The sequence below is a fragment of the Vreelandella halophila genome, from assembly GCF_009856365.1.
In the GTDB taxonomy this organism is placed as follows: Bacteria; Pseudomonadota; Gammaproteobacteria; order Pseudomonadales; family Oleiphilaceae; genus Halospina; species Halospina utahensis_B.
Window position 1 is genome coordinate 295,818 of sequence record NZ_WMEX01000001.1, and the last position, 20,231, is coordinate 316,048.

16 protein-coding genes are annotated in these 20,231 nt (G+C 62.9%); 9 read left to right on the forward strand and 7 right to left on the reverse strand.

The genetic code is table 11. From position 1 onward, the window contains the following. Window positions 1-70: 70 nt before the first annotated feature. From GLW01_RS01255 to parE, 3 genes are all read left to right on the forward strand, one after another. A complete protein-coding gene (locus GLW01_RS01255; RefSeq protein ID WP_160897869.1) occupies window positions 71-2,530 on the forward strand; it encodes a S8 family serine peptidase in 2,460 nt (819 codons plus the stop codon). Between the two features lie 24 nt (window positions 2,531-2,554). Further along, on the forward strand, window positions 2,555-3,034 hold the full coding sequence (locus tag GLW01_RS01260) for a protease complex subunit PrcB family protein (protein WP_160897870.1): 480 nt from the start codon (window positions 2,555-2,557) through the stop codon (window positions 3,032-3,034). Between the two features lie 93 nt (window positions 3,035-3,127). After that, a complete protein-coding gene (parE, locus tag GLW01_RS01265; protein ID WP_151441049.1) occupies window positions 3,128-5,026 on the forward strand; it encodes a DNA topoisomerase IV subunit B in 1,899 nt (632 codons plus the stop codon). Window positions 5,027-5,047: 21 nt separating this feature from the next. Here parE and fabB read toward each other — a convergent pair whose 3' ends face one another. From fabB to GLW01_RS01280, 3 genes are all read right to left on the reverse strand, one after another. Continuing rightward, window positions 5,048-6,265 carry a beta-ketoacyl-ACP synthase I gene (gene fabB, locus GLW01_RS01270; protein ID WP_160897871.1) on the reverse strand — a complete coding sequence of 406 codons (1,218 nt, stop codon included), beginning with the start codon at window positions 6,263-6,265 and terminating at the stop codon, window positions 5,048-5,050. 14 nt (window positions 6,266-6,279) lie between these two features. Then, complete coding sequence (gene fabA / locus GLW01_RS01275; RefSeq protein WP_095618655.1) at window positions 6,280-6,789, reverse strand: bifunctional 3-hydroxydecanoyl-ACP dehydratase/trans-2-decenoyl-ACP isomerase; 510 nt, start codon at window positions 6,787-6,789, stop codon at window positions 6,280-6,282. 161 nt (window positions 6,790-6,950) lie between these two features. Further along, on the reverse strand, window positions 6,951-8,210 hold the full coding sequence (locus GLW01_RS01280; RefSeq protein ID WP_202405505.1) for an EAL domain-containing protein: 1,260 nt from the start codon (window positions 8,208-8,210) through the stop codon (window positions 6,951-6,953). A gap of 256 nt (window positions 8,211-8,466) precedes the next feature. Between GLW01_RS01280 and GLW01_RS01285 the strand changes: the two genes are divergently transcribed. Continuing rightward, window positions 8,467-9,045 (forward strand): cytochrome b, encoded by a 579-nt coding sequence (locus GLW01_RS01285; protein WP_151441057.1) that lies wholly within the window; start codon window positions 8,467-8,469, stop codon window positions 9,043-9,045. Between the two features lie 23 nt (window positions 9,046-9,068). Then, window positions 9,069-9,674, forward strand: a complete 606-nt coding sequence (locus GLW01_RS01290) for a YceI family protein (RefSeq protein WP_202405506.1) — start codon at window positions 9,069-9,071, stop codon at window positions 9,672-9,674. Here the strand turns inward: GLW01_RS01290 and GLW01_RS01295 are convergent. Next, complete coding sequence (locus GLW01_RS01295; protein WP_151441058.1) at window positions 9,668-9,916, reverse strand: hypothetical protein; 249 nt, start codon at window positions 9,914-9,916, stop codon at window positions 9,668-9,670. The two genes, GLW01_RS01290 and GLW01_RS01295, sit on opposite strands and share 7 nt — an antisense overlap. Before the next feature lie 163 nt (window positions 9,917-10,079). On the opposite strand from GLW01_RS01295, the gene parC reads away from it, so the two are divergent. Beyond that, window positions 10,080-12,383, forward strand: coding sequence for a DNA topoisomerase IV subunit A (gene parC, locus GLW01_RS01300; RefSeq protein ID WP_237416450.1), 2,304 nt, complete (start codon window positions 10,080-10,082; stop codon window positions 12,381-12,383). Then, on the forward strand, window positions 12,376-13,611 hold the full coding sequence (gene serB / locus GLW01_RS01305; protein WP_151441059.1) for a phosphoserine phosphatase SerB: 1,236 nt from the start codon (window positions 12,376-12,378) through the stop codon (window positions 13,609-13,611). Before parC ends, serB begins: the two co-directional genes overlap by 8 nt. A gap of 18 nt (window positions 13,612-13,629) precedes the next feature. Here the strand turns inward: serB and GLW01_RS01310 are convergent, their stop codons facing one another. The 3 genes from GLW01_RS01310 to epmB all read right to left on the reverse strand — a co-directional run bounded on the left by GLW01_RS01310 (window position 13,630) and on the right by epmB (window position 18,673). Further along, window positions 13,630-15,717 carry an EAL domain-containing response regulator gene (locus tag GLW01_RS01310; RefSeq protein WP_160897873.1) on the reverse strand — a complete coding sequence of 696 codons (2,088 nt, stop codon included), beginning with the start codon at window positions 15,715-15,717 and terminating at the stop codon, window positions 13,630-13,632. A 41-nt stretch (window positions 15,718-15,758) separates the two neighbouring features. Next, on the reverse strand, window positions 15,759-17,531 hold the full coding sequence (locus tag GLW01_RS01315; protein ID WP_160897874.1) for a GTPase: 1,773 nt from the start codon (window positions 17,529-17,531) through the stop codon (window positions 15,759-15,761). 101 nt (window positions 17,532-17,632) lie between these two features. Beyond that, window positions 17,633-18,673: an EF-P beta-lysylation protein EpmB gene (gene epmB / locus GLW01_RS01320; RefSeq protein ID WP_202405507.1), complete on the reverse strand. Its 1,041-nt coding sequence runs from the start codon at window positions 18,671-18,673 to the stop codon at window positions 17,633-17,635. A 39-nt stretch (window positions 18,674-18,712) separates the two neighbouring features. On the opposite strand from epmB, the gene efp reads away from it, so the two are divergent. Both efp and epmA read left to right on the forward strand, forming a co-directional pair. Further along, entirely contained in the window at window positions 18,713-19,288 is a 576-nt protein-coding gene (efp, locus tag GLW01_RS01325; RefSeq protein ID WP_151441063.1) for an elongation factor P, read from the forward strand. Continuing rightward, window positions 19,285-20,229, forward strand: coding sequence for an EF-P lysine aminoacylase EpmA (gene epmA / locus GLW01_RS01330; RefSeq protein ID WP_160897876.1), 945 nt, complete (start codon window positions 19,285-19,287; stop codon window positions 20,227-20,229). Before efp ends, epmA begins: the two co-directional genes overlap by 4 nt. Window positions 20,230-20,231 lie beyond the last annotated feature (2 nt).

Consider the following 20,231-nt stretch of genomic DNA (forward strand, 5'->3'; position numbering starts at 1 on the left):
ATGGAGATGACCTGCAACCGGGAATAGTGAGGACCGATCCGTGTACCCCAGGTGGCTGACCCAACTGATCGTGAGCGGAGCGTCAACGCTTCTGCTGGCCGCCTGTGGTGGCGATGGTGGGGGGGCAAATGGTCCGGGAGTGATCCGGGGCACAATTGAGATCGCGTCCGGGACCCGCACCGATGCGGATACGGCGCTGGACCTGACGGTGCAGGGGTTGGACAGCTCCCGGGACGTGCCGCTGAACGGTGTTCAGAATTCGGGGTCTCCCTATCCCGGTAATGTGACGGTAGGCGGCTACGTCAGTTCGGGAGCAGGCAGCTACGGGAATGGCTTCAGCTACCCTGCGGATGACACCGATCAACTGCGCCTCAGCCTTGTGAACGGGCAGCGTGTGACCGTCAACATTTTCCCCGCGCCCTACAATCCATCCGGTGCCACACTGGCACCTCCCTCGACACAGCTCAGGCTGGAGCCGGTTGCAGGTGGGGTAGACAGCGAGTCAGCGGATAATCAGGAAACCACCAAGTCGGTCCAGGCGCAGCAGGGTGGGGAGCATGACCTGATCCTGACGGCAAGCGGTGGCGGCCCGGCGCGTTACGTGGTCCGGGTCACGTCGCTCAGCCAGGGTGAGACGCTTGGGGTGGCCGGTTCGGATATCCTGCCTGGGGAAGCGATTGTGACCATGGAGCCCGGGAGCGGCAGCGGTCAGATGCGGACCCAGGCCGGTACTGCGGTTGCGTCGGCAGGGCAGCAGCGGGCTCTCGGCGGAGGCCAGCATCATGTGCGCATGCCGCGTGAGCGTGAAGCTCTCATGCCGGCGGATGCCACCCGTAGTGAGACGGTGGTTCGCACCCTGGAATGGATCCGGGAGCTGGAAGAAACACCCGGGGTGGCATCGGCCACGCCCAACCATCGGGTCAAGGCTCTATCGCCAACCACCCAGACCGGTTATCCGAAACAGAGGTGGCATTACGATCTCATCAATCTGGATAAAAATGCATGGGACAGGCGTGATGGCTCCGGGGTGCGGGCGGCTGTGCTCGATACCGGTGTGAGTCGTCGCGATGAGGACTGGCACCCGGAGCTGGCGCCCAATATCAATTGCGCGCAACAGGGCTGTTATGACGCGGTTGATGATGACTACAGGCCCCTGGACGAGAGCGACAGCGATCACGGCACGCATGTGACGGGTACGCTTGGTGCTGATGCAAGTGGTACCAACGGGAAGGTGACCGGCGTTGCCCATGCCGTGGATCTGGTGCCGGTGCGCGTGCTTGGCAGTGATGAGGGCAGTGTCGCCGATGTCATTGAGGGGATCCGTTGGGTCCTCAACGAGGGCGGTCAGCCGCGGGCGGACCTCATCAACCTCAGCCTCGGCAGTCAGACGAATAATCCGAGCCTGGCGGACGCCATTGCCGACGCAGAAGATGCGGGCGTGATCGTTGTGGGCGCCTCGGGAAATGCCGGGGACGACCGACCCTTTTTCCCGGCTTCCTACCCAACGGTCCTGGCGGTTGGAAGCGTGGATTGCACGGGGGAGCGCTCCGAGTTTTCCAACTTCGGGGTGTGGCTGGATCTGGTTGCGCCGGGCGGAGGCGTGACGAATGGCTGTGGTGGTGATGGTAAGGGAGCCGTGTTCAGCACTGTTCCCGGAGGCGTTGGGTATCTCCAGGGCACCTCCATGGCCGCACCCCATGTCAGTGGTGTGATGGCCATGCTGAGGCAGGGGGACGATGAGCTCTCACCGGCAGTGGCGCGGGCCCTGGTTCGCGAAGGCCAGATAACCAAGGCCACCGGGACCGATGCGTTTGATATAGAGACCGGTAGCGGTGTGATCGATGCCTCGGCAGCAGCATCCAGTGACTGGTCGGGCTATGCGGCCCTGGAGCCCCAGCGTGAAGCGTTCCAGTTTGATGACGACAACACTGAAGCGGAACTGCGATTGCGTGAAATCGGTAATACGGGGGTGGCATTCAGTAAACCGGACGTTGCCAGCACCGAGAACTGGCTGAGTGTGGTGCGTCTGGGTGAACGCCGCTTCCGGGTTGAGCTGAATACCGACAACATGAATACCGGCACCCTATACCGTGACACGTTGGAGGTGACCTATTCGGCCAATGGCGAGGACCGGGCATTCAGTCTCCCGGTCACCGCCACGCTCGAGAGCGGGGAGGAGAACCGGAATGCCGGCGCTCATTTTGTCCAGTTGATACCGGTTGATGACAGCAACGACAGAGTGGAAGTCGTACAGAAGCTTGTGGAAGCGAACGAGGGGCGGTATCAGTTCGAGTTCAACACTTCCGACATCGAGCCCGGGCGCTATCATTTGATTGCCGGGACGGATATGGACAATGACGGCGCCTTCTGCGGCCCGGGTGAAGCTTGCGCGGAATACCTGTCAGAGGGGCGGCTGCGAGAGGTTGAGGTGACCCGGACCATGAACCTGAGCGTGACACTGGAAACTGCCTTCACCCGCCCGGTTGATACCCAGGCGGATCCCGGCTACCGTCGAATCAATAATCAGTGAGTTGCCGGTAAGGGGATTATGGCAATGATAAGTCTTCGAATTTTGGGAATCGGGCTGCTGGTGCCGTTACTGGTGGGATGCCAGTCGGGGCAGGCGGAGATGGCGTCGCTTTCCGGTGTCGACGTGGTTGGGAAGGCGGATCACTGCAACCGTCAGAGCCCCGGGCTCTCGCTGGCGCGGTCAATGTCGGAATTTCCCGATGTGGATGGTCTGCTGCCGGCTGGTGAGGGGGCGCTCAAGGCCGGACGGGACGTACTGGTGATCTATCTGGGGCAGCGTCCTACTCCGGGTTACGGCGCCGAGCTGCGTCAGGCGCAAACGGTCGAGAAGGTCCTGACCCTGTCGCTGGAGGCAACCAGGCCGGATAGTGACGCCATGATGGCCCAGGTCATCACAACACCCTGCGTTGCGCTCGCTATCCCCGATGAGGGCTGGTCAAGCCTGTACGTCGAGATGGACTCTGACGGTTTTCCGTTGAGCCTGGAAGCGTCGGCCGGGCGCTGAATCACCTCCCTTTCTCTGGTACTGTTACGAGCATACTGAATCCGGTGGCCCCAGGGGTCGCCGCCTCACTCCCGTTGATGGACACCCGAGCCCATGAGCCAACGCAGTGATTACAACGCCGATTCCATTGAAGTCCTGAAAGGGTTGGACCCGGTGCGCAAGCGCCCGGGCATGTACACCGACACCTCCCGCCCGAATCATCTGGCCCAGGAGGTCATCGACAACAGTGTGGACGAGGCGCTGGGTGGCCATGCGAAGCGGATTGATGTGGTTCTGCACGCTGACGGCCGCCTGTCGGTGACCGATGATGGTCGTGGCATGCCGGTTGATGCCCATCAGGAAGAGGGCATTCCGGGGGTGGAGCTGATCATGACCCGGCTGCATGCCGGCGGTAAGTTCAATAAGGCCAATTACCAGTACTCCGGCGGGCTGCACGGGGTAGGGGTATCGGTGGTCAACGGGCTTTCCAGGGAACTGGAGGTGCTGATCCGGCGCGACGGTAAGCTGCACCGGATCCGTTTCGAGCACGGTCACAAGGTCGAAGACCTGAACGTCATCGACACTGTGGGCAAGCGCAATACGGGCACCACCCTGAGCTTCCTGCCGGATCCGGATTATTTTGAGACCCCGAAATACTCGATTCCCCGCCTGCGCCACAACCTGCGTGCCAAGGCCGTTCTCTGCCCGGGGCTGACCGTTACTCTGCTGCAGGAAGAGAGTGGCGAGAAGGACGAGTGGTATTACGAGGACGGGCTGACCGACTACCTGAAAACCGCCCTGGCGGATCGGGAGTGCCTGCCGCAGGAGCCGTTCACCGGCGAGATCAGCGGCAACACCGAGATGGTCAGCTGGGCGCTGCAGTGGTTGCCCGAGGATACGGAGGTGGTGGCCGAGAGCTATGTGAACCTGATTCCAACCACCCAGGGCGGCACCCATGTGAACGGCCTGCGGACAGGGCTTCTGGAAGCGCTGCGCGAGTTCTGTGAGCTGCACAACCTGTTGCCGCGCGGGGTGAAGCTCACGCCGGATGACATCTGGGAGCGCTGCAGCTATGTGCTGTCATTCAAGATGCAGGAGCCGCAGTTCTCTGGCCAGACCAAGGAGCGTCTGTCCTCCCGGGAGGCTGCCAGCTTCATCTCCGGCGTGGTCAAGGACGCCTTCAGCCTCTGGCTGAACCAGCACACGGACATTGCCGAGGCGCTGGCCGAGTTCGTGATCGGCAATGCCCAGCGCCGCCTCAAGGCTTCACGCAAGGTCCAGCGCAAGAAGATTACTTCCGGTCCGGCACTGCCTGGCAAGCTGGCGGATTGCACCGGTACCGATCCGGCCCAGTCGGAGCTGTTCCTGGTGGAGGGGGACTCCGCGGGCGGTTCCGCCAAGCAGGCGCGGGACCGTGAATACCAGGCGGTCATGCCGCTGCGGGGCAAGATCCTCAATACCTGGGAGGTGGATTCGGGAGAGATCTTCAGCTCCCAGGAAGTGCACGATATCGCCGTGGCCATTGGCGTGGATCCCGGCTCCGGGGACCTGGCCGGCCTGCGCTACAACCGGGTCTGCATCCTGGCGGATGCGGATTCGGACGGCATGCACATCGCCACACTGCTGTGCGCCCTCTTCGTCAAACACTTCCGGCCCCTTGTGGAGTCGGGGCACATCTTCATGGCCATGCCGCCGCTGTATCGCATCGATCTGGGCAAGGAGACCTTCTACGCCCTGGACGAGCACGAGAAGCAGGGCATCATCGACCGCCTGGCGGCGGAAAAGCGCAAGGGGAAAATCCAGACCCAACGCTTCAAGGGCCTTGGCGAGATGAACCCGCTGCAGCTGCGTGAGACCACCATGGCACCGGACACACGGCGTCTCGTTCAGCTTTCACTGAGTCCGGATGATGGTACCGATGATCGGATGGACATGCTGCTGGGCAAGAAGCGCGCCGCGGACCGGCGCACCTGGCTGGAAGAGCACGGCAACGAGGCCGAGGTCGTGGGATGACCCCGGCCCGCTGCCTGCGGGTCAGCCGTCGAAGCGGCGGAAGACCAGAGTAGCGTTGGTGCCGCCGAAGCCAAAGCTGTTGCTCATGACCAGCGGCAGGTCCACATTCTCTTTCAGTTCACGCAGTATGGGGTAGCCCTCGGCGCCTTCATCAAGGTTCTCGATGTTGGCGGATGGCGTGATGAAGCCTTCGCGCTGCATGATGAGGGTGTAGATGGCCTCGTGCACCCCGGCCGCACCCAGCGAGTGACCGGTCAGCGGCTTGGTGGAACTGGTCGGGGGCATGGCATCGCCCGTGACCTTGTGAATGGCCTGCAGCTCCACGACGTCGCCCATGGGCGTGCTGGTGCCATGGGTGTTGATGTAGCTCAGCGGCTCATCGATGCCCTTCAGTGATTGCTGCATGCACCGGACGGCGCCTTCACCCGATGGCGCCACCATATCAGCGCCGTCGGACGTTGCCCCGAAGCCGACCAGTTCGCCCAGGATCGGAGCACCGCGTGCCTGGGCATGTTCCAGTGACTCAAGCGCAAGCACACCGCCCCCGCCGGCGATGACAAAACCGTCCCGGTCCGCGTCATAGGTGCGGGAAGCCTTCTCGGGTGTGTCGTTGTACTTGGTCGACAGAGCGCCCATGGCGTCGAACAGCAGCGTCAGGGTCCAGTGCAGGTCTTCGCCGCCGCCGGCGAACATCACGTCCTGGCGTCCCAGTGCGATCAGGTCGGCGGCGTGGCCGATGCAGTGGGCGCTGGTGGCGCATGCGGAGGTGATGCCGTAGTTGACGCCCCGGATGCCGTAGGCAGTCGCCAGGTTGGCGTTGATCGCCGAGCCCATGGTCCGCGGTACGCGGTAGGGGCCAACGCGCCGGATACCCTTCTCGCGGTGGGTATCGATCGAGTCCATCAGTTCAACGGTCGAGGCACCGCCGGTGCCCATGATCAGCCCCGTGGTATCCGCCTTGATCTCTTTGTCCGTGAGGCCGGACTGCTCCACGGCCTCCTGCATCGCCATATAGGCATAGGCGGAGGCGGGGCACATGAACCGGTAGAGCTTGCGGTCGATGTGCTCTTTAGGGTCGATATGGAGGCCGCCCCAGACATGGCTGCGGAGCCCGTTATCCCGGGCGTCCTCACTGAACTCGATGCCTGAACGGACCTGGCGCAGGGAGTCGGTGACTTCCCGCTGGTTGTTGCCCAGGCTGGAGATGACCCCCATCCCGGTAATCACGACACGTCTCATTGCTAGTCTCTGCCTCAGAAGTTTTCCGTGGATGTGAAGAGCCCGACGCGCAGGTCCTTCGCGTGGTAGATGGGGCGCCCATCCACTGAGACGACCCCGTCGGCAATGCCCATGGTAACACCACGCCGGACGATGCGTTTGATGTCGAGCTGGTAGCGCACCAGCTTGTTTGAGGGTAGCACCTGACCGGTGAATTTCACCTCTCCGCAGCCCAGAGCCCGACCCCGGCCCTGGCCACCTGTCCAGGCCAGATAGAAACCGGTCAGTTGCCACAGGGCATCCAGGCCCAGGCAGCCCGGCATGACGGGATCGCCCTTGAAGTGGCAGTCGAAGAACCAGAGCTCGGGGTCGATATCCAGCTCTGCGATCAACTGGCCCTTACCGTACTCACCGCCTTCATCACTGATGTGGGGAATCCGGTCCAGCATCAGCATCTGATCAACCGGCAGCCGCATATCGCCTTCGAAGAGTTCCCCTCTTCCGCAGCGTTCCAGATCGGCTTTGTCAAATTGGGCCACTGTCATGGCGATCTCCTGAGAATTACAGTTGTTACGGTAACAGACTCTGGTGCGGATTGCTTGATACTCTGTTCCCACACTTTGACTGCATGTGTGGAGGCGTAAAGCTAACACGTGTTCGCTTTACGGGGAATCACTGTTACTGGTTGAGTGGGTGCCAGGAAAACTCAGACTCCAGGCTGCTCACCGGTAAGAATGTCGCAGCACAGTACCAGGGTGCGGTCCCCGTGGACGAAGGCGCGTGACAGGGTTATGCACATGTGTGCGCCGGTTGCCGAAAGATAGGGCCGGGTGATCTGGAGCTCGCCGGGATAGCGCAGGGCGCGGCGAAGGTAGTGCTGTCGGTACCAGTCCGCCTGTACGGTATTTTCCAGTGGTCGGAAACGCGGATCCAGACGGTGGGCGCTTTCCGGTGAAAGCAGGCTGTCGTGGACCTGGACACCGTCATCACCGATAAGGTAGCAGCGCGATACGGTGTGGTGATTGACCAGCGTTTCACAGGCCTGTTCAAAGCCATGTCCTGCCTGGAGTGCGCTGATCACCCGTTCAAAGCGATGGCTGAAGAAGCTGGTGATCGTCTGTGTCGGGTCGGACTGCTGCTGTTTCTCCTGCTTGTATTCCTCGAGCAGTGTATCGAAGTCTGTGGCGCCCCGGACGGCGCTGCCCAGCTCGGTTGTTGGCCGGTGGAAATAGAAACCCTGGACGAAATCCACGCCCGCATCCACGGCGATGAGGGCCTGGTCGCGGGATTCGACACCTTCCATCAGTACCAGGCAGCCGGACTCGTGGAGCAGTGAAACAATGCCCTTGAGAATCTGTCGTGTGCGCTTATCTTCAGTCGCCCGGGCGAGCATCTGGCGGTCCAGTTTGACGATATCCGGACGCAGGTTCCAGATGCGCTCGAAGTTTGAGTGCCCTGCACCGAAATCATCAATGGCCGTAAGGCAGCCCAGGGAACGGTAGTATTCCACCGTGCGGCGCAGCAGGGCCGGGTCGTCGCTGGGTTTTTCGACAATCTCCACGACCACCCGATGGGCGGGGAAGCCTGAATCCTGCAGGAGTCTGCCGAAGAAGGCATCCGACTGCATGCCGCTGGCCATGCACTGGGGGGAGACGTTGAGAAACAGCCAGTTGATCTCGTCTGAGACGTTCTGGAAATTGCGCACATGCAACGCGCGGCACAGGCGGTCCAGGAGCAGGTTTGAAGGGTGATCCTCGGCGAGATCGAACAGGTGGGGCGGCAGGACCGGCGACGAGTCGTTGTCAAAAGCGCGGATCAGTGCTTCATAGCCGACAGTGCGCTTGTGGGAGATGCTGAATATAGGCTGGAGTGCGGTACGCAACACCAGACCTTCATAGCGCCCGACCCAGCAATGGTCCTCAGCTGCCGGAGACAGCAGGGCGCTGACACGCTCAAGATCGCTCACTGAACTGCTCTGGTCGAGTGGTGGCATGGCCCTGACTGCACTATGAACAACGTCCCGTTTTTACGGCCCTCCTCCTGACAGGCATAGCGGATTGTGCCAATTTCATCAACGTAATGACATCCCCTGTCATCAAACAACGTTAAAAGCACCATGGAGACAGTCAGATTTTCTGAAGGTCAGTGACAGAACTTTTCGGTTTCACCGCTCGCAGGCAGGGGCTAGGCTGGAAAAACTCCAAAGTTGAGGAGGGGGAGCAATGCAGTGGCGTAACACATGGAGCCGATGGGGGATTGTCAGCGTTGGCCTGCACTGGCTGATGGCGGCTGCCGTCATCGGGCTTTTCGGGGTCGGCCTTTACATGGTCGATCTCGGATACATGGATCCGTTGCGCAACGTGCTGCCGGACTGGCACCGCAGCGTTGGCCTGCTGCTGGGAGCGGCTCTGGTGCTGCGGCTGCTGTGGCGGTTCGTTTCGCCCCCTCCCGCACCGGTGCCTGAACACACCAGGGTGGAGCATCTCAGCGCCCATGCCGTGCACTGGCTGCTTTATGGGCTGATGCTGGCCATGGTGATCAGCGGCTATCTGATCTCCACCGCTGATGGGCGCGAAGTGGCCGTCTTCGACTGGTTCAGCGTGCCTGCTGTCACAGGCGATGTGCAGGGCATGGAGGATCTGGCCGGTGACTGGCACCGCTGGCTGGGCTGGACCCTGATCATACTCGCGGGCCTTCACGGACTGGCCGCTCTCAAACACCACTTCTGGGATCGTGACGACACGCTGCGACGGATGCTGTGCATGAAGCTGCGTCAGTCACGCTCCCCGGACAGGCAGTAGACAACACACAGAAGGAGAACACCATGAATCACCGTACAAATCTGACCCGCAGTTTCATTGCATCAGCTGTAACTATGGCCGTTTTGGGTACCGGCCAGGCACTGGCGGCGGACCCCAGTGGCACCTATGCCTTTGACCGGGAGGGCCAGCACCAGTTCATCCAGTTCCGCATCAGCCATCTTGGTTTCAGTACCCTCTACGGGCGTTTCAATGATTTTGATGGCAGCTTCGAGTACGACGCGGATAATCCGGAAGAATCCTCGGTTCAGGTGACCGTCGACACCAGCAGTGTGGATTCCAACCATTCGGAGCGGGATAAGCACCTGCGGGAAGAGGACTTCCTGTACGTGAGCGAGTACCCGGAGGCTACGTTCAAGAGCACGTCCGTCGAGATGGAAGATGAGGATACCGCCACCGTAACCGGTGATCTGACCCTGCGTGGTGTTACCCGAGAGATCGACCTGGAGATGGAGCTGATCAATCACGGAGAGGATCCGTGGGGCAATTACCGGATGGGGTTCGAGGGTACAACGACCCTGACACTGGAGAACTACGGGATCGACTATGATCTGGGGCCGCAGGCGGAAGAAGTGACCCTGATGCTTTCCGTGGAAGGCATACGTCAGTGACGGCGGCGTAGCCGGTCATCAGTGGCGCCTTCATTGTTTGGGCGTCGCTGGTGTCGGGTCCAGAACAGGTTCAGGAACACCAGCACACTCACCCCGAGGCTGGTGAGTCCGTACAGGCGCAGATCCACCAGAGCGCCAGCCCACATGTATTCCACTACAATGATCAGCACGAAGGTGACAAAGCCCACCATGAGTCCCTGGGCCGCAGCCCGGCGCGCAGCGCGTATTCGACTCGATGCCATAAGGGGTATCGGTTCCACCGTGATAACAGGATCGTCGCTGAAGGTGGATTCACGGTAGCCCCCGGCGCTCCCGGCCCACTATTCGGGAAATCCACTACCGTTGGTTTGGAGTCCAGCGCAAGCCTCCCTATAATGGCGCTTTGCCCGAAAGGGGCACCCACCCATGACGGAGCACAGAGGGCCTATGCCGGAATTCGAGACCACCGACGAGGGCTATGAGCGCGTCGCGCTGCGTGATTATACGGAGAAGGCGTACCTGGACTATTCCATGTACGTCATTCTCGACCGCGCGCTGCCGCACATCGGGGACGGCCTGAAGCCCGTCCAGCGTCGGATCGTCTACGCCATGTCCGAGCTGGGTCTCTCTGCGACCGCCAAGTACAAGAAGTCCGCGCGCACCGTGGGCGATGTGCTGGGCAAGTTCCATCCCCATGGCGACTCCGCCTGTTACGAGGCCATGGTGCTGATGGCCCAGCCCTTTTCGTATCGCTACCCGCTGGTGGACGGCCAGGGCAACTGGGGCAGCCAGGACGACCCCAAGTCGTTCGCGGCCATGCGCTACACCGAGGCACGGCTGGCGAAGTTCTCCGAGGTGCTGCTCAGCGAGCTGGGGCAGGGCACGGTGGACTGGCAGCCGAACTTCGACGGGACCCTGAATGAGCCCGCGACCCTGCCGGCCCGGGTGCCGCACGTGCTGCTCAACGGCACCACCGGCATCGCCGTGGGCATGGCCACGGACATCCCGCCGCACAACCTGCGGGAAGTGACCTCTGCCTGCATCCGGCTCCTGGACGACCCCGGGGCGGACGTGGATGCCCTCTGTGACCATATCCAGGGCCCGGATTTTCCGGCGGGTGCTGCCATCGTCTCCTCACGGGAGGATCTGCGCCAGCTCTACCGTACCGGCCGCGGAACCCTGCGCATGCGGGCCCGCTGGCAGCTGGAGGGGGGCGACATCGTGATCACGGCCATGCCGCACCAGGTCTCCGGCAACCGGATCATGGAGCAGATCGCGCAGCAGATGCAGCAGCGCAAGCTGCCCATGGTGACCGACCTGCGCGACGAGTCCGACCACGAGAATCCGGTGCGGCTGGTGATCTCGCCGCGTTCCAACCGTGTGGACACCGATGGGCTCATGGAGCACCTGTTCGCCAGCACGGATCTGGAAAAGAACTACCGGATGAACCTCAACGTCATCGGTCTGGACGGCCGTCCGATGGTCCGCGACCTCCGTGGGCTGCTCTCCGAGTGGCTGGAATACCGCCATGAGACAGTACGCCGCCGGCTCGAGCACCGCCTGGGCAAGGTGACGGCCCGGCTGCATATCCTCGAGGGGCTGCTGGTGGCCTACCTCAATATTGATGAGGTGATCCAGATCATCCGCGATGAGGACAAGCCCAAGCCGGTACTGATGGACCGCTTCGGGCTCTCGGACGAGCAGGCCGAGGCCATTCTGGAACTCAAGCTGCGCAATCTCGCCAAGCTCGAGGAGATGAAGATCCGGGGCGAACAGGACGAGCTGCAGCAGGAGCGCGACAGTCTCCAGGCCACCCTGGGCTCCGAGGACCGCATGCGCGAGCTGATCAAATCCGAACTCGAGGCCGACGCCGAAACCTTCGGCGACGACCGCCGCAGCCCCATCGAGGCCAAGGGCGAGGCCAAGGCCTTCAGCGAGACGGACCTGGTCTCCGGGGATCCGGTTACCGTGGTGCTTTCCGAGAAAGGCTGGATACGGGCGGCCAAGGGGTATGATGTCGACCCCAGCGGGTTCAGCTACAAGGCTGGGGACCGCTTCGCCCTGGCGGCACGCGGGCGCAACAACCAGCAGGCGCTGGTGCTTGACACCACGGGGCGCAGCTATGCCCTCAATACCCATACGCTGCCCTCGGCGCGGGGCCAGGGCGAGCCGCTGACCACCCGCATCAATCCGCCCACCGGCGCCGGTTTTGCCGGCCTCATGATGGCTAGTGAGGGGCGGGTTCTGCTCAGTACCACCGCCGGTTACGGGTTTGTGACGCCGCTGTCGTCACTGGTCAGCCGCAACCGTAACGGCAAGGCCGTTCTCAACGTGCCCCAGGGCGCCGGGATACTGCCCCCTCAGCGGGTGCGCGAGGGCGACAGCGTCTGGCTGGCGGCGGTGTCCAGCGAGGGCCGCCTGCTGGTTTTCCCGCTCAGTGAGCTGCCGGAACTGGCCAAGGGCAAGGGCAACAAGATGCTCGGAATTCCGCCAGCGCGCGTGAAAAGCGGTGAGGAATCCATGGTGGCGGTCACCACCTTCTCGGAGCGGGACCAGCTGGTGCTGCACGCCGGCAAGCGCCACCTGACGCTGCGCTTCAGTGATCTCGAGCACTACCGGGGCGAGCGGGGCCGGCGTGGCCACAAGCTGCCGCGCGGGCTCCAGCGGGTTGACCGTATGGAAGTGATTGAACACGACAACGCCGGGGAGGCGTCTTCAGCGGATGAGTGAACTGGTACTGATCAATGTCTCCGGGCGCGACAAGCCCGGCCTTACCTCCGAGATCACCGGTATTATGGCGCGCTTTGATGTGCGCATCCTGGACATCGGCCAGGCGGTGATCCACGACCACCTGACCTGGGGCATCCTTGCGGAGATTCCCGAGGAGAACAACGCCCCCCAGGTGTTCAAGGAGCTGCTGTTCCGTATCCATGAGCTGGACCTGCAGGTGCGCTTCGAGCCCATCACCGAGGAGGCCTACGGCGAATGGGTTCAGGGCAAGGGCCGCGGCCGCTATGTGGTCACCCTGATGGCGCGGGACATCACCGCGGACCAGATTGCGCGGGTCTCCAGTATTACCGCACAGCACGGGCTCAATATCGACAACATCGCCCGCCTTTCCGGGCGCACCAGCCTGGAGCGCAGTGACCGTATCGCCTGTGTGGAATTCTCCGTGCGCGGCACGCCCCAGGACCTGGAGGCGCTGCGCTCGGATTTCCTGCATATTGCCACGGATCTCAACGTGGACATCGCCTTCCAGGAGGACTCCATCTACCGCCGCAACCGCCGGCTTGTGGTGTTTGACATGGATTCGACCCTGATCGAGGCAGAGGTGATCGACGAGCTGGCCGCCGAGGCGGGCGTGGGCCACAAGGTGGCCGAAATCACCGAAAGGGCCATGAAGGGGGAGCTGGACTTCAGCCAGAGCTTCCGGGAGCGGGTGGCGCTTCTGGAGGGTATGGAGGAATCCGTGCTTGAGCGTGTGGCGGAGCGGCTGAAGCTGACCGAGGGCGCCGAGCGGCTGATCACCACTCTGCGTAACCTGGGCTACCGTACCGCGATCCTCTCCGGCGGCTTCACCTACTTCGCGCGGCATCTGCAGCAGCGGCTCAACATCGACTATGTCTACGCCAATGATCTGGAGATCGAGAATGGTCGTGTAACCGGCGAGGTGGCCGGCCGGATTGTGGACGGTCAGCGCAAGGCCGAACTTCTGGAGCAGATCGCGGATGAGGAACGCATCCGCCTGGAGCAGGTGATTGCCGTGGGCGATGGCGCCAACGACCTGCCCATGCTCAGCAAGGCCGGACTGGGCGTAGCCTTCCGGGCCAAGCCGCTGGTTAAAGAGTCCGCCCGCCATTCCATTTCCACCCTGGGGCTGGACGCGATTCTGTACCTGCTGGGGTACCGGGAATCGGACAGGGCGCCGGACCTGGTGGCCATGAACCGGGATCAGTAGAAGCGCCTTTCGCGCTTCTCAGTCCCCCTCGCCGAAGTCGTAGTCCATGTCCGGCGTTGGCGCCTGCAGGTAGTAACCCTGGATGTAGTTGACGCCCGCCTGCCAGATGGTAGCCAGCACCGAGGCACTTTCGACCAGCGGCATGACTGTTAGACGGCCCTGCTGGTGCAGGGTCTGGATCATTTCCTTCACCGTCTGGCGTGATTCCTCGTTTTTCTGGATTTCGTCGGTGTAGGAGCCGTCCAGTTTCACGTAGTCCACGTCCAGATGCTTGAGGGTGTTGAACGGATTCAGCGCGCCCCCGAAGTGGGTGATGGACAGGGAGCAGTGCAGTTCACGCAGCGCGCCGCAGAAATCGCGTGCCTGCTTGAGGTAGGTGGTGGCATCGCGCTCCGCGATCTGGAAGATCAGCGAGTCCCCGGGCAGCCTTGCCGCCTTCAGGGCCACGCCCAGCCATGACGGGAAGGTCTGGTCCTGGACGGTCTCCGCGGTTACGTTCAGGAACAGCCGGGTCTCGTGCCCCTTGGAGCGGTGACTGGCCAGCTGTTTGATGGTCTGCAGGACCACCCAGCGGTCGATCTTGGCCGCCGTGTTCACGGGCCCGCCCGGGGGCAGGAAATCGTAGGGCGAGACCTCTTTGCCATGCTCATCCAGCATCCGCACAAAGGCTTCGTAGTGCTCCTCGCCCTCGCCGCGCAGGTTGATGATCGGCTGGAACAGCAGCCGGAACTGGTCGTTGTCCAGTGCCTGCTGGATGGCGTCGGCAGTGCCATCCGCACTGCCCTGGGACTGCAGCTGCGGTTCGTGGACGTTGATGCCGTTACCCGCCTCATGGCCTTCCTGCTGGCGCACCTCGTCGGCTGCGGTGTGGGCACGCCCCACCAGATCCTCCGCCTGCGGGGCGTTCTCGGTGATCGCGGCAATACCGATGCTGACCGTCAGCTGCAGGGTTCGGCCTGAAACGTCGAACAGGTGATCCTCAACGCGTTTGCGCAGCGTCTCGGCAACCTCATTCATGTTCTCAACCGTGTCCTGGGGGCCGAGGATGCAGAAGGCGTCGTCACTGAGTCGTGCCACTACCTGGTCTTCCCGGGCACAGGCAGCGATCAGCCCGGCCATGTCACCGATCACCAGATCCGCTCCGGAAATGCCGATCTGGGTTTTCTTGTGCACGAACTCATCCAGGGCGATGTAGGCCAGTGCCGCATCCGAGCCGTCTTTCTGCACCCGGGCAATGGTCTGGGACAGCGTATCCATCAGGTGATGCCGGTTATAGAGCCCGGTGAGTACGTCCTTGCTGCTGATCTCCCGCAGCTTCTCCGCCAGCTCCGCACTGTCCTGGACGGGGCGGGCCACGATCTGGATGCAGGGCTCACCGTCATAGGTGGCGGCGGAGAGTTCGGCCGTGACCTCGATGGTTTCGCCGTCCGGGCGCTCAATGGTGACGGTGAGCGGTTCCTGCGGTTCCTCCCCTTCGCGGAACTGCTTCATGGCCTCCTTGAAGTGCTGTTGGCTGCCGCTGTCAAGGGTGTCCAGAACCGGCAGGGCCAGAAGGTCGTCCGGGTCCTCATAGCCCAGCAGTTCCAGGTAGGACTGGTTGGCGTAGACGTGCAGGCCGTCATTGATATAGGCAATGGCGTCCTTGGAGCTTTCCAGCAGCAGGTGGCAGCGCTGCTCCGCATCCCGCAGGTGTCCGGAGAGAGAGCGCCGCTGCCGCCGTTCACCGAGGTTGGCCAGCTCCCGGTCGATGACCTGGCGCAGCAGGGTGCTGTTGTCGAAGGGGACGGCGTCCTGAGCGCCGCGTTCCATAACGGCGCTGCGACGTTCGCCGTCCTCGCCGGCGGTCATCAGGATGGCGGGCAGATCCTTATCCTGGCGCCGGATCTGGTCGAGGGCGTCCTCTGGCGAGGGTTCCTGCTCCGCATCCCTGATAAGCATCAGATCCCAGGTTCCGCTGCCAAGAGCGTCCTGCAGATCTTCCGGCGACGTGACCCGGTGCGCCCGTGTTGCGCGCCCCGCGTTGCGCAACAGGCTGACAACCTGCTCCGCATCATTCTGGGAGGGGTCAAGGAGAAGCAGGTGGATGGTTTCAGTCTTCTGGGGCATGATGCCGCGCGAACTCCCTGAATTGATTGCAGGCCACAGTTTTACAGCGATTGCCAGAGTGAAGCAAAGTCATCGTCGTCACTGGTGCCGGATCGGTCTTTGCCTGATGGGCCACGGAATCGCAGCTCAAACTGACTGATGCTGCTGGTGGCGGATACACGCCGGCTGAGCTGGGCTGTTTCCTGCTCGCCGTCACGCAGCAGCGTGATGCGGTGCCCGGTCTGGAAGGGCATGCGTGGCGTCAGCAGGGTTGCCGGCTGGCCGATGGCACTCAGTTCCGGCAGCAGCAGTCCCCGCAGGAACTCACTGCCACTGCCGCTCTTGTTGTCGAGGCGCAGCGCGCAGGGCATCGCGCCAGGGCCCAGCAGTTCAATACCGAGCTGGGCACTGCGCTGACCGCCCTGGCGGATCCACCGGATCAAGGCGACGCTCCAGGGGTGATCGACATTTTCGCGCACGCCCAGGATCTCGCCAGTCTGAAGGCTGGACGGCATCTCCGCATCCCAGTTGATGCAGTAGCCGCCAGGGCTGGTGTTCTCCAGGCTGACTTCGTAAAGCGGGTAGGCATGCTCGCTGTCACCGGCCATATCGCCGCCCGAGCCCCGGAAATTGATTGGCGCATCCGGAGAGGTCATGGATTCATGGTGTCCGGCGTCGAAGGCGCTGGCCCAGGGATCATTGCGCCGCTGCGCCGCGCCCAGGAAGACGTTCTGCGACGGCTCTGTGTCCTGGCTGTCCACGAAGCGGTTGAAGGCCACCTGGCCGGAGGAAAAATAGTGTACGGAGGTCATGCCAACCGCGACCTGCAGGCTGCCGGAGCTCTCGATACGCCTGTAGGAGCGCTGGGTCAGGACCCCCAGAGCCTGGCCCAGGTGCATGAGCAGTGCATCACTGACCTTCACGGGCAGTTCAGGGGCATCCGCCGGTGGGGCGGCGTTCCGGTTGTTCGCCAGTGCGGCCAGGCCCTCCGCGAGTTCGGTGCTGTCGAAGCCGATGTGCTGCGTGGTCAGCGGTGTCCGGAGCAGGTTGCGGTAAGTCGGGGGGGCATCCTGGCCGAGATTGATCACAAAGAGCGCGTCATTCATGCCGCGCTGGAGGATCCGGGTATGGGCGGTCCAGCACTCGAACAGGCTGTAAACTTCCGCCAGCTCCTTCTGGCGAAGCTGATTCGGTCGGCAGCAGCCAAGCAGCAGCAGCCGTTTGTAGGCATCCTCAACAGTACTCCTGCGGTGGTGCTGGTTGACCGGATCCTCGATGGCAATGCCTGTGATCTGGCGTGCGAGTGCCCAGCTGAAGATCTGGTGGGCTTCGTACCAGGTGCCGCCGGGGCTGGGCGCGTACAGTTGGCTGGCCCGCAGAAGCGTGCTGCCGAGGCTGGAGATCGCCCGATGGCAGGCCTGGGCATTGGCCATCTTCTGTTTGTCCGGATTGGGCGTATCGGCGAGCTGGCTCACGACGATCTTGTAGCCCGTGGCCAGGTGGCGCTGCAGGGCCTGAGCAAGGTTGGCGACTTTGCGCTGCTTTTCCGTCAGAGCGATGGATCGCCCCAGAAAATGCTGGGACAGCTGGTCACAGATGAAGTTCAGCTGCGGACGCAGTTGGCCTAGCAGCTTCATTCTCAGGGCTGGAGTGATATCGAGCTGGTTAAGCTCGATGACGGCATGGTAAAGCTGGCGTGCGGACTCACCCACATTGGCGATCGGCAGCCCGTCGACCCATTCCCTGAAGGCGCGTGGGGACGCCTCACAGAAGGATAGACTGCTGAGCTTCTGTTCCGGAAGCGCGAGATCCGGCTTTCCTGCTTTGCCCGCCATTGATCATTACCGCTGGTTTCTGGGTGTCCGCTTACAATACAAGTCCAGGGTCGGGAGAATAGCAAGCGCAACAGGCTTTTGCCGTTGATTTCACAACGACTTTAAAGATTCAGGGGCTGTTTGGCAGGTTGGCCGGGGACTTCCCGCACCAGCTTCGGTACCAGAAAGCCGGGGAGCCGTTCCAGCAGGGTCCGGGTCAGTGCCCGGGCCCTTTCATCACCGGGGTCATAGTGTGCGGCGCCCGCGATGGGGTCAAACGCGTGCAGATAATAGGGGAGAACACCGCACTCGAACAGGCGCTCGCTGAGCTGCTCCAGGGTATCGGCCTCATCGTTGATCCGGCGCAGCAGAACCGCCTGGTTCAGTAGCGTGGCCCCGGCGCCGGCCAGTGCCCTCAGCGCAGCATGGACGTCGTCGTCGATTTCCGCCGGGTGGTTGATGTGCACCACGATCACCTTCTGCAGTGGTGATCCACCAAGCCAGTCCAGCAGGTCGGTATTCACCCGCTGGGGGATGACCACGGGAAGCCGGGTGTGGATGCGCAGGCGGCGCACATGGTCGATACTGGCCACCGCCGCAGCGAGCCGGGCCAGGAGCCGGTCCGGGCTGGCGAGCGGGTCGCCGCCGCTGAAGATCACCTCGTTGATCGCCGGGTCGGCATCGATCCGGTCCAGGGCAGCCTGCCAGTCGGAGCCGCCCAGCTGGTGTTCCTCATAGGGGAAGTGGCGCCGGAAACAGTAGCGGCAGTTGATGGCGCAGGCACCGGTGACCATGAGCAGGGCCCTGGAGGCGTACTTGTGTACAAGCCCTGAGGTGGCGCTGGCACTGTCGCCACTGACTTCCTCCAGTGGGTCACTCACATAGCCGGGCTGGTCCTCGCCTTCCTCGGGCAGGGGCAGGATCTGGCGCAGCAGCGGGTCGTCCGGATTGCCGGGCTCGATCCGCCGCAGCCAGGGTTCCGGCGCCCGGACCGGGAACTGGCGGTGACCGGGTGCCATGCCGGCTAGCATGGATTCCGGTAGCGCCAGGCGCTGGCACAGGGCTTCAGGCGTGGTAACGGCCTGCCCCAGCTCCTTCTGCCACCGGGGGCGGTCGCTGGCGATGGTTGTGGTTTCGACAGGCGCGTGACCGGACTGTATCATTGGCATCCCAAGTTTACTGGCAATTCGAGCGAGGCATCGATGGCGACCTATTCTACCAACGAATTCCGCGGCGGGCTGAAAGTCATGCTCGACGGCGACCCCTGCGTGATTGTTGAAAATGAGTTCGTCAAACCCGGAAAGGGCCAGGCGTTCAGCCGCGTGAAGCTGCGCAACCTGATGACGAACCGGGTCTGGGAACGCACCTTCAAGTCCGGGGAGACCCTGGAGGCGGCGGATGTGCTTGAGTTCGACATGGAGTACGTCTACAGCGACGGCGAGTTCTGGCACTTCATGAAGACTGACGGTTCTTTTGAGCAGTTCGCTGCGGACGAGCGCGCCGTGGGTGATGCCGCCAAGTGGCTCAAGGAACAGGACGTCTACACCGTCACACTGTACAACGGTGCCCCGCTGAACGTCACACCGCCGGCCTTCGTGGACCTGGAAGTGGTGGACACGGATCCGGGCGTTAAGGGGGATACCGCCCAGGGCGGCTCCAAGCCGGCGACCCTGTCCACCGGTGCCGTGGTGAACGTGCCGCTGTTCATGGAAATCGGCGAAGTCATCCGCGTGGATACCCGCAAGAACGAGTACGTCTCCCGCGTCCGCAACGGATGAGCTGGGAGCCGGGTGCCACCCCCGCGATGCTGCGCGCCCGGGCCCACCTGCTCCGGGCGTTGCGGGATTTCTTCGACACACGCGGGGTGCTTGAGGTCCAGACGCCGGTTCTGGGCCGCCATACCGTTACCGAACCCGCCATTGAGACCCTGCCGGTGACTGTTGATGGTCTGGAAGCCTGGCTTCAGACCTCCCCGGAATACTTTATGAAACGCCTGCTGGCCGCTGGATCCGGCTCCATCTACCAGATCGGGCCGGTCTTTCGCGCAGGTGAGCAGGGCCGGCGCCACAATCCGGAGTTCACGCTGCTGGAGTGGTACCGGGTCGGTTTCGACCTGGAGGCCCTCGTTGTGGAGGTCGGTGATCTGGTGCAGGAGGTGCTGGAGAGTCCGCGCCCCCATGTCGCGGAATACCGGGAGCTGATGCAGGCGCATGCCGGTGTGGATCCATGGCGGGACGAGCCCGCCCGGCTGGCGGAACGGGCTTCAGCGGTCAGCGGCATTCCCCGGGAGCAGCTGAACCGGGGGGAGGCTCTGGATCTGCTGATGAGCGGCTGTGTGGAGCCGGCCCTGGCAGAGCAGGGCCCTGTGATCGTTCAGCATTATCCTTCCGACCAGTGTGCACTGGCAGCGGTTACCGAGGTCGGCGGTGTCCCGGTAGCACGCCGGTTCGAGCTCTATCTGGACGGGATCGAGATCGGCAACGCCTACGAGGAGCTTCTGGATGCCACGGAGCAGCGTCGGCGGTTCGAGGCGGATAATGCGCGCCGCCGCGAGGCGGGTCAGCCCATCCCAGAGCCGGACGTCAGGTTTCTGGAGGCGCTGGAGGCAGGTCTGCCTCCGTGCAGCGGTATGGCCATGGGGGTGGACCGCCTGCTCATGCATCGGACTGGAGCCGGTTCCCTGGATGAGGTGATGGCCTTTTCCCGGGAACGCCTCTGAGG